Below are 14,242 nucleotides of genomic sequence, written 5' to 3'. Positions count from 1 at the left end.
CTACTGAATGAGTTCGTTGTACCACCCGACCCGGTTGCCTTGCGGCAACCGGGTTCTTGATTTACGCCGCCCGCACGTCATGGGCATCCTCAATGTGACTCCCGACTCCTTCTCCGATGGTGGCCGCTTCAACCGGCACGATGCTGCATTGCGCCATGCGGCAGATATGGTCGCGGCCGGCGCCACGCTGATCGATATCGGCGGTGAGTCGACCCGTCCCGGCGCTCGCGTGGTATCGCCCACCGAGGAGCTGGAGCGCGTCGCACCGGTGGTCGAGATCATTGCCCGAGAGCTGGACGTGGTGATCTCCGTGGATACCTCCACCCCGGCCGTGATGCGCGAGACCGCGCGCCTTGGCGCCGGACTGATCAACGATGTGCGTTCCCTTTTGCGTGACGGCGCCCTGGATGCAGCCGTGGATACCGGTCTGCCGGTGTGCCTGATGCACATGCGCGGCGAGCCGGGGAATATGCAGGACGATCCCCGTTACCCGGATATCTTTCAGGAGGTCCGCGGCTTCCTCGAGGAACGCATTGCGGTATGCGAGGCTGCAGGTATCCCAAGGGAACGGGTCGTGATCGATCCCGGTTTCGGTTTTGCCAAGACGCAGGGCCACAACCTGAACCTGTTCCGTCAGATGGAGCGGTTGATGGAAATCGGGTGCCCGCTGTTGGTCGGTGTCTCACGCAAGAGCATGGTCGGGCGTGCGCTCGGCCGTGAGGTGGGTGAGCGTCTCTATGGCAGTCTGGCGCTTGCGGCCCTCGCGGTAGCCAAGGGGGCCAGTATCATCCGCGTCCACGATGTCGCCGAGACGGTGGATGTCGTTCGAATGATTCACGCAGTGCAAAGTGCAACGGAAGAGGAGATGCCCGCATGAGCAGGAAGTATTTTGGTACCGATGGAATCCGCGGGCGCGTCGGCACGCCGCCGATCACGCCGGACTTCGTGCTCAAGCTGGGCTGGGCAGTGGGTATGGCCTTCCGTCAGCAGGGCAAGTGCCGCGTGCTGGTGGGCAAGGACACCCGGATTTCCGGCTACATGTTCGAATCGGCGCTGGAGGCAGGCTTGTCTGCCGCGGGAGCCGACGTGCTGCTGCTCGGCCCGATGCCGACGCCAGGCATTGCCTACCTGACCCGTACCTTCCATGCCGAGGCCGGCATCGTCATCAGTGCTTCGCACAATCCGCACGACGACAATGGCATCAAGTTCTTTTCCGGTCAGGGCACCAAGTTGCCGGACGAAGTGGAGCTGATCATCGAGGAGCTCCTCGATGCGCCGATGACCGTGGTCGAGTCGGCCCGCCTGGGCAAGGTGTCGCGCATCAATGACGCCGCTGGTCGCTACATTGAGTTCTGCAAGAGCAGCGTGCCGTCGAACACCAGTTTCGCAGGTCTGCGTATTGCCTTGGACTGCGCTCACGGTGCGACCTACAAGATCGCTCCCAATGTATTTCGTGAGCTGGGCGCCGAAGTCTTCGTCATTGGCGCCGAGCCCAATGGCCTGAATATCAACGACAAGTGCGGTTCCACCCACATGGGGGCGCTTCAGGAAGCCGTGCTGGCCAATCACGCGGATATCGGTATCGCCTTCGATGGTGATGGCGACCGGGTGATGATGGTCGACCATACCGGTACCATCGTCGATGGTGACGAGATTCTCTATCTCATCGCCCGTGACATGCTGGATCGCGGCAAGCTGCATGGCGGCGTGGTCGGGACACTGATGAGCAACCTTGGCCTCGAGTTGGCGTTGCAGGAGCTGCATATCCCGTTCGCTCGCGCGAAGGTGGGCGATCGCTATGTGATGTCCGAACTGCAGTCGCGCAAGTGGCAGCTAGGTGGTGAGAACTCCGGCCATGTCGTCTGTTACCAGCACACCACCACGGGCGATGCGATTATCGCGGCCCTGCAGGTGCTGATGGCGCTGAAAGCGCGCGGACAGAACCTGGCCGAGGCGCGGATGGGCATACGCAAGTGTCCGCAGGTGCTGATCAACGTGCGTTTTGCCGGCGGTGGGGTCGATCCGCTGGAGCATCCGGCGGTGAAGGAGGCCTGTGCCAAGGTGACCGAGGAAATGGCCGGCCGCGGCCGCGTCCTGTTGCGCAAGTCCGGCACCGAACCCTTGGTGCGGGTCATGGTCGAGGGTGACGAGGAAGCACGCGTACGCGCTTATGCCGAACAGCTGGCAAAAGTCGTTACCGAGGTATGTGCTTGATTTCTCTTGTCAGTTCCAAAAGCGTCGAGTAATATCTGCGCCCACTTTGCTCAGCGAGGTACAGCATGCGTCGACCCTTGGTGGCCGGTAATTGGAAAATGCACGGTACCCGCTCCAGCGTAACGGAGCTGATCAAAGGCCTGCGTCAACTGGCTCTTCCAACGGGTGTCGATGTGGCGGTGTTCCCGCCCTGTCTGTACATCAATCAGGTCGTTCAAGGTCTGGATGGAAAGGCGGTTGCCGTCGGTGCGCAGAATTGCGCGGTTGAGCCGATGCAGGGTGCCCTCACGGGCGAAGTCGCAGCCAGCCAGTTGGCGGATGCGAGCTGCTCCCTGGTGCTGGTGGGTCATTCCGAGCGTCGCCTGATCCTGGGCGAAAGCGATGGGGTGATCAGTCGCAAGTTTGCGGCGGTTCAATCGTGTGGCCTGGTTCCAATCCTGTGCGTGGGCGAGACCCGCGAGCAGCGAGAGGCGGGCAAGACTCTTGAGGTTGTCGGGCGCCAGTTGGGCTCGGTGATCGAGGATCTCGGTGTCGGGGCTTTCTCCCGCGCCGTTGTGGCTTACGAGCCGGTGTGGGCGATTGGGACGGGGCTGACCGCTTCTCCCGAGCAGGCCCAGGAAGTACATGCGGCGATTCGCGCGCAGATCTCGGCGGAAAACGCAGAGGTGGCCCGCAGCCTTCGTCTCCTGTACGGCGGCAGTGTCAAGGCCGCCAACGCTGTCGAACTTTTCGGCATGCCGGATATCGATGGGGGGCTCATTGGTGGAGCTTCCCTGAATGCAGATGAGTTCGGTGCGATCTGTCGCGCCGCAGGAAACTGAAGATGCTGGAAACAGTTGTAATCGTGATTCACCTGCTGATGGCGCTGGGTCTGGTTGTGCTGGTCCTGCTTCAGCAAGGCAAGGGTGCCGACGCTGGTGCGTCGTTTGGTGCTGGCGCTTCGGGTACTGTTTTTGGTAGCCAGGGTTCTGCTACCTTCCTGAGCCGCTTCACCGCGGTGCTGGCTGCAGTTTTTTTTATTACTAGCTTGGGTTTAGCGTATTTTGCTAAAGAAAAAGCTGATATAATTCGTCACGCTGGGCTTCCTGACCCGGCAGTGATGGAGCAAAGGCAGGATCAAGCTCCGGCAGCGAGTGATGTGCCGGGCGCGCAAGGGCAGCCTCAAGCCCCTGCAGGCGGTAACGGCGACGTTCCGGCAGCTCCTGAGCAGAAGTAAGCAGGCAAGAGTTTTTGCCGAGGTGGTGGAATTGGTAGACACGCTACCTTGAGGTGGTAGTGGCCATAGGCTGTAGGGGTTCGAGTCCCCTCCTCGGTACCATATACGAAAAGGCCCGCAATGCGGGCCTTGTCGTTTCGGAGTTTCGGTTGACCTTCAAGGGGCTCGACCGTATAATTTCGCACCAGCTTTGACGCGGGATGGAGCAGTCTGGTAGCTCGTCGGGCTCATAACCCGAAGGTCGTTGGTTCAAATCCAGCTCCCGCAACCAGTTTGGCAGAGCCCCTTTTAAGGGGCTTTTTGCTAGCTGGACAGTCCGCGCCGCCAGATCAGGGCGGTCCTTAAGGGATGGGCGTTTCGCCCATTTTTTGTTTCTACAGCATACGCGAGGCGATCAGGTGTCGAGCAAGCTAGAACAGTTGCAGGCCTTGTTGGCCCCTGTAGTAGAAGCGCTCGGCTATGAGTGCTGGGGCCTGGAGTTCATTTCCCAAGGTCGCCATTCCCTGCTCCGGGTTTATATCGATCGTGCGGAAGGCATCCTGATCGATGACTGTGAAATCGTCAGTCGTCAGGTCAGTGGCATTCTCGACGTGGAAGACCCGATCAGTGGCGAGTACACCCTGGAGGTGTCGTCGCCCGGTATGGATCGGCCGCTCTTCACACTCGAACAGTTCGCCCGCTATGTCGGCGAGCAGGTGAAGATCAAGCTGCGTACGCCCTTCGAACGGCGTCGCAATTTCCAGGGCATTCTCCGTGGTGTGGAGGAGCAGGATGTGGTGGTCCTCGTGGACGACCACGAATACCTGCTGCCGGTCGACTCGATCGACAAGGCCAACATCATTCCCCGATTTGAGTGAGCCGCCAGAGCGCGGATTCCAATGGATTGAAAGGCGAGGCGTACGATGAGCAAAGAAGTACTGCTGGTTGTTGAGTCGGTATCCAACGAGAAGGGTGTACCGCCTGGCGTGATTTTTGAAGCGCTGGAGCTGGCTCTGGCGACTGCGACCAAAAAGCGTTTCGAGGACGAAGTTGACCTGCGCGTGGAAATCAACCGCGCCAACGGCAACTACGAAACCTTCCGTCGCTGGACCATCGTCGAAGACGAGGACTACTCCAACCCGGCATCGGAACTGACCGTCGAAGACGTGCAGGAAGAGCACCCCGGCATGAAGGCCGGCGAGGTCATCGAAGAGAAGATCGAATCCATCGAGTTTGGCCGCATCGCCGCACAGACTGCGAAGCAGGTCATCGTGCAGAAGGTCCGCGAAGCGGAGCGTGCCCAGGTGGTCGATGCCTACCGCGAGAAGGTCAACGAGATCATCTCCGGCACCGTCAAGAAGGTCACCCGCGACAACGTGATCGTGGACCTGGGCAACAACGCCGAAGCGTTGCTGGCCCGCGACCAGATCATCCCGCGTGAAACCTTCCGCGTCGGCACCCGCGTGCGTGCCCTGCTGAAGGAAATCCGCAGCGAGAACCGCGGCCCTCAGCTGATCCTGTCGCGTACTGCGCCGGAAATGCTGATCGAGTTGTTCCGCATCGAAGTACCGGAAATCGCCGAGCAACTGATCGACGTGATGGCCGCCGCCCGTGACCCGGGTTCGCGTGCCAAGATCGCCGTTCGCTCCAAGGACAAGCGTATCGATCCGCAGGGCGCCTGCATCGGTATGCGTGGTTCCCGCGTCCAGGCCGTCTCCGGCGAACTGGGCGGCGAGCGCGTGGACATCGTCCTGTGGGACGACAACCCCGCGCAGTTCGTGATCAACGCCATGGCTCCGGCCGAAGTGGCAGCGATCATCGTCGACGAAGATACCCATACCATGGATATCGCCGTCGCCGAGGACAACCTGGCACAGGCCATCGGCCGCAGTGGTCAGAACGTCCGTCTGGCCAGCCAGCTTACCGGCTGGACCCTGAACGTGATGACCGAGGCCGATATCCAGGCCAAACAGCAGGCTGAAACTGGCGACATCCTGCAGCGCTTCGTCGACGAGCTGGATGTCGATGAAGAACTCGCCCAGGTTCTGGTGGAAGAAGGTTTCACCACCCTGGAAGAGATTGCCTACGTACCGATGGAAGAGATGCTCAGCATCGACGGCTTCGACGAGGACATCGTCAACGAGCTGCGCTCGCGTGCCAAGGATCGCCTGCTGACCAAAGCCATCGCCACTGAAGAGAAACTCGCCGACGCACAACCTGCCGAAGACCTGCTCAGCCTCGATGGTATGACCAAAGAGCTGGCCGTGGACCTGGCACTGCGTGGCGTAACCACCCGTGAAGATCTTGCCGAGCAATCCATTGACGATCTGCTCGACATCGACGGCATGGACGAAGAGCGTGCCGGCAAGTTGATCATGGCCGCCCGGGCCCATTGGTTCGAGTAAGCATTCGCGGCCTGAGGAGAGAAGTGCATGACGCAAGTCACGGTGAAAGAACTGGCCAAGACGGTCGATACGCCGGTAGAGCGCCTGCTGCTGCAGATGCGCGAAGCAGGTCTGCCGCATAACAACGCCGACCAGGTAGTGACCGACAGTGAGAAACAGGCGCTGCTGGCCCACTTGAAAGGCAGTCACGGTGATCGCGCGGATGAGCCGCGCAAGATCACCCTGCAACGCAAGACCACCTCGACCATTCGTGTTGCTGGCAGCAAGACCGTCAGCGTCGAGGTTCGCAAGAAGAAGACCTACGTCAAACGCGATCCTGAAGAGCTCGAGGCCGAGCGCCAGCGCGAGCTGGAAGAGCAGCGTGCCGCTGAAGAAGCTGCGCGTCTGAAGGCCGAGGAAGAAGCTCGTCAGCGCGCCGCTGCGGAAGAGGCTCGCCGTCAGGCGGACGCCGCTCGCCAGGCCACCAGTGCCGCTGCTGCTCCGGCTGCTGCTGCTGCCGAAGCGCCGCGGGCTGCCGCGCCGGTTGCTGCTCCGGCAGCTCCGGCAGCTGCCGCTCCTGCTGCGGACGATCGCAAGAAGGACGAAGTGCGTCGTGCGCCCAAGCGTGATGACGAGGACGAGCGCCGTGATCGCAAGCATGCCCAGCATCGCCCGTCGATCAAGGAAAAGGAAAAGACCACCGCGCCGCGTGTTGTGCGCAGTGGTGGTGGCGACGACGACGACAGCTTTGGCCGTCGTGGCGGTGGCCGCGGCAAGGGCAAGCTGAAGAAGCGTAACCAGCACGGGTTCCAGAGCCCGACAGGACCGATTGTGCGTGAAGTGAATATCGGCGAAACCATCACCGTGGGCGATCTTGCTGCCCAGATGTCGGTGAAGGGAGCCGAGGTCGTCAAGTTCATGTTCAAGATGGGCACCCCGGTGACCATCAACCAGGTACTCGACCAGGAAACCGCGCAGCTGATCGCCGAAGAACTCGGCCACAAAGTCAAGCTGGTCAGCGAGAACGCACTGGAAGAGCAACTGGCCGAATCGCTGAAGTTCGAAGGTGAGGCGGTTTCCCGCGCGCCGGTCGTGACCGTGATGGGTCACGTCGACCACGGCAAGACCTCGCTGCTCGACTACATCCGTCGTGCCAAGGTGGCAGCTGGCGAAGCCGGCGGCATTACCCAGCACATCGGCGCCTATCACGTGGAAACCGACCGCGGCATGGTCACCTTCCTCGATACCCCCGGCCACGCCGCGTTCACCGCGATGCGTGCTCGTGGTGCCCAGGCGACCGACATCGTCATCCTTGTGGTGGCGGCAGATGACGGCGTGATGCCGCAGACCCAGGAAGCTGTTCAGCACGCGAAAGCGGCTGGCGTGCCGATCGTGGTCGCGGTGAACAAGATCGACAAGCCGGACGCCAACCCGGACAACATCAAGAACGGCCTGGCCGCTCTGGATGTGATCCCGGAAGAGTGGGGTGGCGACGCTCCCTTCGTCCACGTATCCGCCAAGATGGGTACCGGTGTCGACGAACTGCTCGAAGCCGTACTGCTGCAGGCTGAAGTACTCGAGCTCAAAGCCACTCCGTCGGCTCCGGGCCGTGGTGTGGTGGTCGAGTCGCGTCTGGACAAGGGCCGCGGCCCGGTAGCCACCGTGCTGGTCCAGGACGGCACCCTGCGTCAGGGCGACATGGTCCTGGTCGGCGTCAACTACGGCCGTGTCCGTGCGATGCTCGACGAGAACGGCAAGCCGATCAAGGAAGCCGGTCCGTCCATTCCGGTCGAGATCCTCGGCCTGGATGGCACCCCGGATGCCGGCGACGAGATGACCGTGGTTGCCGACGAGAAGAAGGCCCGCGAAGTCGCGCTGTTCCGTCAGGGCAAGTTCCGCGAAGTGAAACTGGCCCGTGCCCACGCCGGCAAGCTGGAAAACATCTTCGAGAACATGGGCCAGGAAGAGAAGAAGACCCTCAACATCGTGCTCAAGTCCGATGTCCGTGGTTCGCTGGAGGCCCTGCAGGGCTCGCTCAGCGGCCTGGGCAACGACGAAGTGCAGGTTCGCGTGGTCGGCGGCGGTGTCGGTGGTATCACCGAATCCGATGCCAACCTGGCGCTGGCCTCCAACGCGGTGCTGTTCGGCTTCAACGTCCGTGCCGACGCGGGTGCGCGCAAGATCGTCGAGTCCGAAGGCCTCGACATGCGTTACTACAACGTGATCTACGACATCATCGAAGACGTCAAGAAAGCCCTGACCGGCATGCTCGGCAGCGATGTTCGCGAGAACATCCTGGGTATCGCCGAAGTGCGTGACGTGTTCCGCTCGCCGAAGTTCGGCGCGGTCGCTGGCTGCATGGTCACCGAGGGTCTGGTGCACCGCAACCGCCCGATCCGTGTCCTGCGCGACGACGTGGTCATCTTCGAAGGCGAGCTGGAATCCCTGCGTCGCTTCAAGGATGACGTCTCGGAAGTGCGTGCCGGCATGGAGTGCGGTATCGGCGTGAAGAGCTACAACGACGTCCGCGTCGGCGACAAGATCGAAGTGTTCGAGAAGGTCGAAGTCGCTCGTACTCTGTAAGGGTATTCGAGCGTGAATGCAGCGCCCGGGCCGGCTATTCAGCTGTCCCGGGCGTTTGCCGCTTATACGGATTCGCCTTCAATCGTATGGCGTCGTTGGGAAGCCTTGCCGTGCTGGAGCACTGTCTTCGGCTTCCCGCCCAGCCATCCGGTCGAATTCAAACCCGTAATAGATGCCGGAGCCTCGCGGCTCGGGTAAGCAGGTTAGAAAAATGGCCAAAGACTACAGCCGTACCCAGCGTATCGGCGACCAGATGCAGCGCGAACTGGCGCTGCTGATCCAGCGTGAAATCAAGGACCCGCGTCTCGGCCTGGTGACCATCACCGGTGTCGATGTGGCCCGTGATCTGTCCCATGCCAAGGTGTACGTCACCGTGATGGGGCAGGACGACAACGCCGAGGTGGTGAAGCAGAACACCAGCATCCTCAACGATGCCGCGGGTTTCCTGCGCATGCAGCTGGGCAAGGCGATGAAGCTGCGCACCGTACCGCAACTGCACTTCAGCTACGACGCCAGCATCCGCCGTGGTGCCGAGCTGTCGGCGCTGATCGAGCGTGCTGTAGCTGCCGATCGTCGCGGCGGCGATTCCGAGGAGTAACGCGTGGCCCAGGTGAAACGCATTCGCCGTGCGGTCAACGGTGTGCTGATTCTCGACAAGCCCCGTGGCATGAGCTCCAACCAGGCCCTGCAGAAGGTGCGCTGGCTGCTCAACGCCGAGAAGGCCGGCCACACCGGCAGCCTCGATCCGCTGGCTACCGGCGTGCTGCCGCTGTGCTTCGGCGAGGCGACCAAGTTTTCCCAGTACCTGCTCGATGCCGACAAGGCGTACGAGACCGTGGCCCAACTTGGCGTCACCACCACCACCGGCGATGCCGAGGGTGAGGTGGTCGAGCAGCATGACGTAACCATTGGTCGGGAAGCCATCGAGGCCCTGCTGCCGCGCTTCCGCGGCGACATAGAGCAGGTGCCGCCGATGTACTCGGCGCTGAAGAAGGACGGCCAGCCGCTTTACAAGCTGGCCCGTGCAGGAGAGGTAGTGGAGCGCGAGGCGCGTTCTGTTACTATTGCGCGCCTGGAAATGCTCGCGTTCGAGTCGCCGTGTGCGACGCTGGCCGTTTCCTGCAGCAAGGGTACCTACATTCGCACCCTGGTCGAAGACCTTGGCCGCGAACTCGGATGTGGCGCACACGTCGCCGTCCTGCGCCGGACACAGGCCGGACCGTTCCAGCTGAACCAGTCGGTGACGCTGGAGGAGCTCGAGAAAGCCCACGCCGAGGGTGGCAACGAAGCCCTCGACCGCTTCCTGCTGCCGGTGGATGCCGGCCTGGAGCACTGGCCGCTGCTGCAGTTGTCCGAGCACAGCGCCTATTACTGGCTGCATGGTCAGCCGGTGCGCGCTCCCGAGATGCCGAAGTTCGGCATGCTGCGGGTGCAAGATCACGAAGGCCGTTTCATTGGTATCGGTGAAGTGGTCGAAGACGGGCGCCTGGCGCCGCGTCGACTGATTCGGTCTTAAGGCCGAAACCGAGGGTGGCTGTCAGCAGGCACGGTCACTCCTCTTACTATGAACACAGGGAGAAGTCCCTGGCCTGTTACCTCAGAGGAAGCCCCATCATGGCACTGAGCGTCCAAGAAAAAGCCCAGATCGTTAACGAGTACAAGCAAGCTGAAGGCGACACCGGTTCCCCGGAAGTGCAGGTTGCACTGCTGTCCGCCAACATCAACAAGCTGCAGGACCACTTCAAGGCCAACGGCAAAGACCACCACTCCCGTCGTGGCCTGATCCGTATGGTTAACCAGCGTCGTAAGCTGCTGGACTACCTGAAGAGCAAGGACACCTCTCGTTACAGCGCCCTGATCGGTCGCCTGGGCCTGCGTCGCTAAGACGGCAAGCCTGAAGTGGGAAGCTGGGAGTCCGGAGTCGATGGGCGGTGCAAACCGCTCATCGGCTTCGGCTCCCGGCTTTCTCGCTTTTATAGGGAATGAATTCGGGTCCGACTCCCGGCATTTCCACCATTTCCCCCAAGGCAACTAAAGAGAAGGTAGAGAAACCGTGAACCCGGTAATCAAGAAATTCCAGTTCGGTCAGTCGACCGTAACCCTCGAGACTGGCCGCATCGCCCGCCAGGCCACCGGTGCTGTCCTGGTCACCATGGACGACGTCACCGTGCTCTGCACCGTCGTCGGCGCCAAGCAGGCCGACCCAAGCAAGAGCTTCTTCCCGCTCTCCGTGCACTATCAGGAGAAGACCTACGCAGCAGGTCGCATCCCCGGTGGCTTCTTCAAGCGTGAAGGCCGTCCTTCCGAGAAGGAAACCCTGACCTCGCGCCTGATCGACCGCCCGATCCGCCCGCTGTTCCCGGAAGGCTTCATGAACGAAGTGCAGGTCGTCTGCACCGTCGTTTCCACCAACAAGAAGTCCGATCCGGACATCGCTGCCATGATCGGCACGTCCGCCGCCCTGGCGATCTCCGGCATTCCGTTCGCCGGCCCGATCGGTGCTGCCCGCGTTGGCTTCCACCCGGAAATCGGCTACATCCTCAACCCGACCTACGAGCAGCAGCAGAGCTCCAGCCTCGACATGGTCGTGGCCGGTACCTCCGACGCCGTGCTGATGGTTGAATCCGAAGCCGACGAGCTGACCGAAGACCAGATGCTGGGCGCCGTTCTGTTCGCCCACGAAGAATTCCAGGCCGTCATCCGCGCCGTTGCCGAACTGGCCACCGAAGCCGGCAAGCCGAGCTGGAACTGGACCGCCCCGGTCGAAAACACCGCCCTGGTCAACGCCATCAAGGCTGACTTCGGTGCTTCCATCTCCGAGGCCTACACCGTTACCGTCAAGCAGGACCGTTACGCGGCCCTGGACGCCCTGCGCGAGCAGGTCGTCGCCAAGTTCGCCGGCGAAGGCGAAGGCCAGTTCGCCGCCGGTGAGGTCAAGGAAGCCTTCGGCCTGCTGGAATACCGCACCGTTCGCGAAAACATCGTCAACGGCAAGCCGCGTATCGACGGCCGCGACACCCGCACCGTTCGCCCGCTGAAGATCGAAGTCGGCGTACTGGGCAAGACCCACGGCTCGGCACTCTTCACCCGTGGCGAAACCCAGGCCCTGGTCGTTGCCACCCTCGGCACCGCCCGTGACGCGCAGCTGCTCGACACCCTCGAAGGCGAGCGCAAAGACCCCTTCATGCTGCACTACAACTTCCCGCCGTTCTCGGTAGGCGAGTGTGGCCGCATGGGCAGCGCTGGCCGTCGTGAAATCGGCCACGGCCGTCTGGCCCGTCGCAGCGTCGCTGCCATGCTGCCGACCCAGGACGAGTTCCCCTACACCATCCGCGTCGTTTCCGAGATCACCGAGTCCAACGGTTCCAGCTCCATGGCCTCCGTTTGCGGTGCTTCCCTGGCCCTGATGGACGCCGGTGTTCCGGTCAAGGCGCCGGTTGCCGGTATCGCCATGGGCCTGGTGAAGGAAGGTGACAAGTTCGCCATCCTGACCGACATCCTGGGTGACGAAGACCACCTGGGCGACATGGACTTCAAGGTTGCCGGTACCGACAAGGGCGTTACCGCTCTGCAGATGGACATCAAGATCAACGGCATCACCGAAGAGATCATGGAGATCGCCCTGGGCCAGGCCCTGGAAGCTCGCCTGAACATCCTCGGCCAGATGAACCAGATCATCGCCGCTCCGCGCGCCGAGCTGTCGGAAAATGCTCCGACCATGATCCAGATGAAGATCGACACCGACAAGATCCGCGACGTCATCGGCAAGGGCGGCGCCACCATTCGCAGCATCTGCGAAGAGACCAAGGCCTCGATCGACATCGAGGACGATGGCAGCGTGAAGATCTACGGCGAAACCAAGGAAGCTGCCGAGGCCGCCAAGCAGCGCGTCCTGGGCATCACCGCGGAAGCCGAGATCGGCAAGATCTACGTCGGCAAGGTCGAGCGCATCGTGGACTTCGGCGCCTTCGTCAACATCCTGCCGGGCAAGGATGGTCTGGTGCACATCTCGCAGATCAGCGACAAGCGCATCGACAAGGTCACCGACGTTCTGCAGGAAGGCCAGGAAGTCAAGGTCCTGGTTCTCGACGTGGACAACCGTGGCCGCATCAAGCTGTCCATCAAGGACGTAGCCGCTGCTGAAGCCTCTGGCGTGTAAGCACACGGTGAAATGAAAGAGGGCCCCTTGCGGGCCCTCTTTTTTTGCCTTGAGAATGCGCTATTCGCCGATCTCGCTCCAAGGATGCCTCGAGATGGACAAGCGTTACTGTCATTACCACAGTGCCCAGCCCGCGACCTGGCATTGCCAGCCGTGCGAGCGTCATTACGGCGACTGTTGCATTCCCCTCAATGCCGACGCGCCGGAGTACGCGCCGTCGTGTCCGCTGTGCCGTGGCCATCTGCGCTTTCTTGGCGCGGCCAATACTGCGCAACCCTTCTGGGAGCGCCTGCCGAAATTCTTCGCCTATGGATTCCAGGCTGGGCCGCTGGCTTTCTGCGCGCTGTTGGCGTTGGCCTGCGTGTTCATGCCGGCGATCTTCCTGCTTTGGATTGCGCTGCTCAGCGTGGCGACCAAGTACCTGCACAGCGTGATCGAGGCGGCGAGCTTCGGCGGCCAGGACGCCCCGGGGCTACTGGAGGCTTTCAGCGTCGATAGCCTGAGGACCTTCTTCCAGCAACTCGCGGTGTTTCTGATCGCGTTGATACTGCTCTGGCTCGCGGCCGACTTCCACAGCGAGGCGATCTACTGGGCGGCCAACATCGGCCTGATGCTGGTGTTGCCGGCGAGCATCATCCGCCTGTCCCTGGACAAGAGCCTGGGCGCGGCGCTCAGCCCCGGTGAAGTGGGGCAGGTGATCGCGGCGATGGGCTGGCGTTACCTGATCCTCTGCGTGTTTCTGTTCATCCTCTGGCAGTCGCCGACCTACGTCGGCTGGCTGCTGTCCCACGGCCTGCCGCGGGTGGTGATGGTGCCTGTGGTCGCCGGGCTGACCGGCTACTTCAGCGTGGTGATGTGCGCCATGATGGGCTATGCCGTCTTCCAGTATCAGGGCGAACTGGGCTACGCATCTGCCGGTGACGACGCCCCGGCTGGCTTCGCCGCGCCGGAATGGCACCGCCGCAAGGCGCTGGCCGAGGCGGAGGTGCGGGTCAAGGAAGGACAGACGGGCGCTGCGCTGGAGATCCTTGTCGCCGCGCTGCGTGAAGGTCGACAGGACCTCAAGCTCAATGAACGCTATCACCAGTTGTTGTTTGCCCTGAACGATCGCGCCGAGTGCCTGAATCACCTGCCGCATTACCTGGGCCTGGCAAGCCGCCTCAATCCGCACCTGGCCGCCAGCGCCTTTCTCAATGCGCGGCAGCTGCAGGCCGATTATCTGCCGGAAGACCCGGGCGTCTGCGAACGCATCGCCGAGGTGTTGATCGAGCGCCACAAGGCCCGCGAGGGGCTGAGCCTGCTGCGCAATCTGCACAAGCGCTTCCCGGATTATCCCGGCATTCCGCGCGCCTATCTGATGGCCGCGCGGGCGTTTTCCGAGGAGCTGGGTCAGGTCGACCCGGCGCAGCAGTTGCTGGCTTTCATCCGCCAGCGTTATCCCACCTTCGAGCATATGGGCGAGGTAGTGCAGCTCGAATCCGTCCTGGCGAAGCTGGGCAAGAAATCCGGCTGAAGGTCATGCAGATTGCATGAAGCGCAGCGGCAGTTTATGCAAACTGCAACCGCTCCGCTTTTGCGTGAACTTTGTAAGTTGTTGATTTAGAAGGTTTTTTGTGAGTTGGAAAAACTGGCACAGGGCTTGCGATATTCCTTGTGCAACTGCTGCCAGGCACGGTCGCAGTTTTCCAATAATTCAGGAGAAACCGC

General features: G+C 61.9%; 12 protein-coding genes and 2 tRNA genes. All 14 read left to right on the top strand.

The window, feature by feature from the left end; all coding sequences use genetic code 11:
• Positions 1 to 7: 7 nt before the first annotated feature.
• Positions 8 to 877, top strand: a complete 870-nt coding sequence (gene folP, locus AC1ZV1_RS25870; protein WP_484294241.1) for a dihydropteroate synthase — start codon at positions 8 to 10, stop codon at positions 875 to 877.
• Positions 874 to 2,214, top strand: a complete 1,341-nt coding sequence (gene glmM, locus AC1ZV1_RS25865; protein ID WP_484294240.1) for a phosphoglucosamine mutase — start codon at positions 874 to 876, stop codon at positions 2,212 to 2,214. The genes folP and glmM overlap by 4 nt, the downstream gene beginning before the upstream one ends.
• A 65-nt stretch (positions 2,215 to 2,279) precedes the next feature.
• On the top strand, positions 2,280 to 3,035 hold the full coding sequence (tpiA, locus tag AC1ZV1_RS25860; protein WP_484294239.1) for a triose-phosphate isomerase: 756 nt from the start codon (positions 2,280 to 2,282) through the stop codon (positions 3,033 to 3,035).
• 2 nt (positions 3,036 to 3,037) lie between these two features.
• Positions 3,038 to 3,430 (top strand): preprotein translocase subunit SecG, encoded by a 393-nt coding sequence (gene secG / locus AC1ZV1_RS25855; RefSeq protein ID WP_484294238.1) that lies wholly within the window; start codon positions 3,038 to 3,040, stop codon positions 3,428 to 3,430.
• A 16-nt stretch (positions 3,431 to 3,446) separates the two neighbouring features.
• Positions 3,447 to 3,532 (top strand) — tRNA-Leu (locus AC1ZV1_RS25850).
• A gap of 92 nt (positions 3,533 to 3,624) precedes the next feature.
• Positions 3,625 to 3,701 (top strand) — tRNA-Met (locus AC1ZV1_RS25845).
• Between the two features lie 127 nt (positions 3,702 to 3,828).
• Positions 3,829 to 4,287: a ribosome maturation factor RimP gene (gene rimP, locus AC1ZV1_RS25840; RefSeq protein WP_024765321.1), complete on the top strand. Its 459-nt coding sequence runs from the start codon at positions 3,829 to 3,831 to the stop codon at positions 4,285 to 4,287.
• Positions 4,288 to 4,332: 45 nt separating this feature from the next.
• Complete coding sequence (nusA, locus tag AC1ZV1_RS25835; protein ID WP_017518943.1) at positions 4,333 to 5,814, top strand: transcription termination factor NusA; 1,482 nt, start codon at positions 4,333 to 4,335, stop codon at positions 5,812 to 5,814.
• Positions 5,815 to 5,841: 27 nt separating this feature from the next.
• On the top strand, positions 5,842 to 8,376 hold the full coding sequence (gene infB / locus AC1ZV1_RS25830; RefSeq protein WP_484294237.1) for a translation initiation factor IF-2: 2,535 nt from the start codon (positions 5,842 to 5,844) through the stop codon (positions 8,374 to 8,376).
• 211 nt (positions 8,377 to 8,587) lie between these two features.
• Positions 8,588 to 8,974: a 30S ribosome-binding factor RbfA gene (rbfA, locus tag AC1ZV1_RS25825; RefSeq protein WP_484294236.1), complete on the top strand. Its 387-nt coding sequence runs from the start codon at positions 8,588 to 8,590 to the stop codon at positions 8,972 to 8,974.
• 3 nt (positions 8,975 to 8,977) lie between these two features.
• Positions 8,978 to 9,892: a tRNA pseudouridine(55) synthase TruB gene (truB, locus tag AC1ZV1_RS25820; RefSeq protein WP_484294235.1), complete on the top strand. Its 915-nt coding sequence runs from the start codon at positions 8,978 to 8,980 to the stop codon at positions 9,890 to 9,892.
• A 98-nt stretch (positions 9,893 to 9,990) separates the two neighbouring features.
• Positions 9,991 to 10,260 (top strand): 30S ribosomal protein S15, encoded by a 270-nt coding sequence (rpsO, locus tag AC1ZV1_RS25815; protein ID WP_017518939.1) that lies wholly within the window; start codon positions 9,991 to 9,993, stop codon positions 10,258 to 10,260.
• Between the two features lie 169 nt (positions 10,261 to 10,429).
• Positions 10,430 to 12,535 (top strand): polyribonucleotide nucleotidyltransferase, encoded by a 2,106-nt coding sequence (pnp, locus tag AC1ZV1_RS25810; RefSeq protein WP_484294234.1) that lies wholly within the window; start codon positions 10,430 to 10,432, stop codon positions 12,533 to 12,535.
• Positions 12,536 to 12,629: 94 nt separating this feature from the next.
• Complete coding sequence (locus AC1ZV1_RS25805; RefSeq protein ID WP_484294233.1) at positions 12,630 to 14,048, top strand: hypothetical protein; 1,419 nt, start codon at positions 12,630 to 12,632, stop codon at positions 14,046 to 14,048.
• Positions 14,049 to 14,242 lie beyond the last annotated feature (194 nt).

It is taken from the genome of Pseudomonas sp. BB438 (assembly GCF_057180225.1).
The sequence above is the reverse complement of the archived record's forward strand: the minus strand, read 5'-3'. Positions and strand labels throughout refer to the sequence as shown.

What these genes read in the sequence shown, in the direction of transcription:
- rpsO (WP_017518939.1), top strand. Translation starts at nt 9,991, where the DNA reads ATGGCACTGAGCGTCCAAGAAAAAGCCCAGATCGTTAACGAGTACAAG.
- nusA (WP_017518943.1), top strand. Translation starts at nt 4,333, where the DNA reads ATGAGCAAAGAAGTACTGCTGGTTGTTGAGTCGGTATCCAACGAGAAG.
- AC1ZV1_RS25805 (WP_484294233.1), top strand. Translation starts at nt 12,630, where the DNA reads ATGGACAAGCGTTACTGTCATTACCACAGTGCCCAGCCCGCGACCTGG.
- secG (WP_484294238.1), top strand. Translation starts at nt 3,038, where the DNA reads ATGCTGGAAACAGTTGTAATCGTGATTCACCTGCTGATGGCGCTGGGT.
- infB (WP_484294237.1), top strand. Translation starts at nt 5,842, where the DNA reads ATGACGCAAGTCACGGTGAAAGAACTGGCCAAGACGGTCGATACGCCG.
- folP (WP_484294241.1), top strand. Translation starts at nt 8, where the DNA reads ATGAGTTCGTTGTACCACCCGACCCGGTTGCCTTGCGGCAACCGGGTT.
- glmM (WP_484294240.1), top strand. Translation starts at nt 874, where the DNA reads ATGAGCAGGAAGTATTTTGGTACCGATGGAATCCGCGGGCGCGTCGGC.
- rbfA (WP_484294236.1), top strand. Translation starts at nt 8,588, where the DNA reads ATGGCCAAAGACTACAGCCGTACCCAGCGTATCGGCGACCAGATGCAG.
- tpiA (WP_484294239.1), top strand. Translation starts at nt 2,280, where the DNA reads ATGCGTCGACCCTTGGTGGCCGGTAATTGGAAAATGCACGGTACCCGC.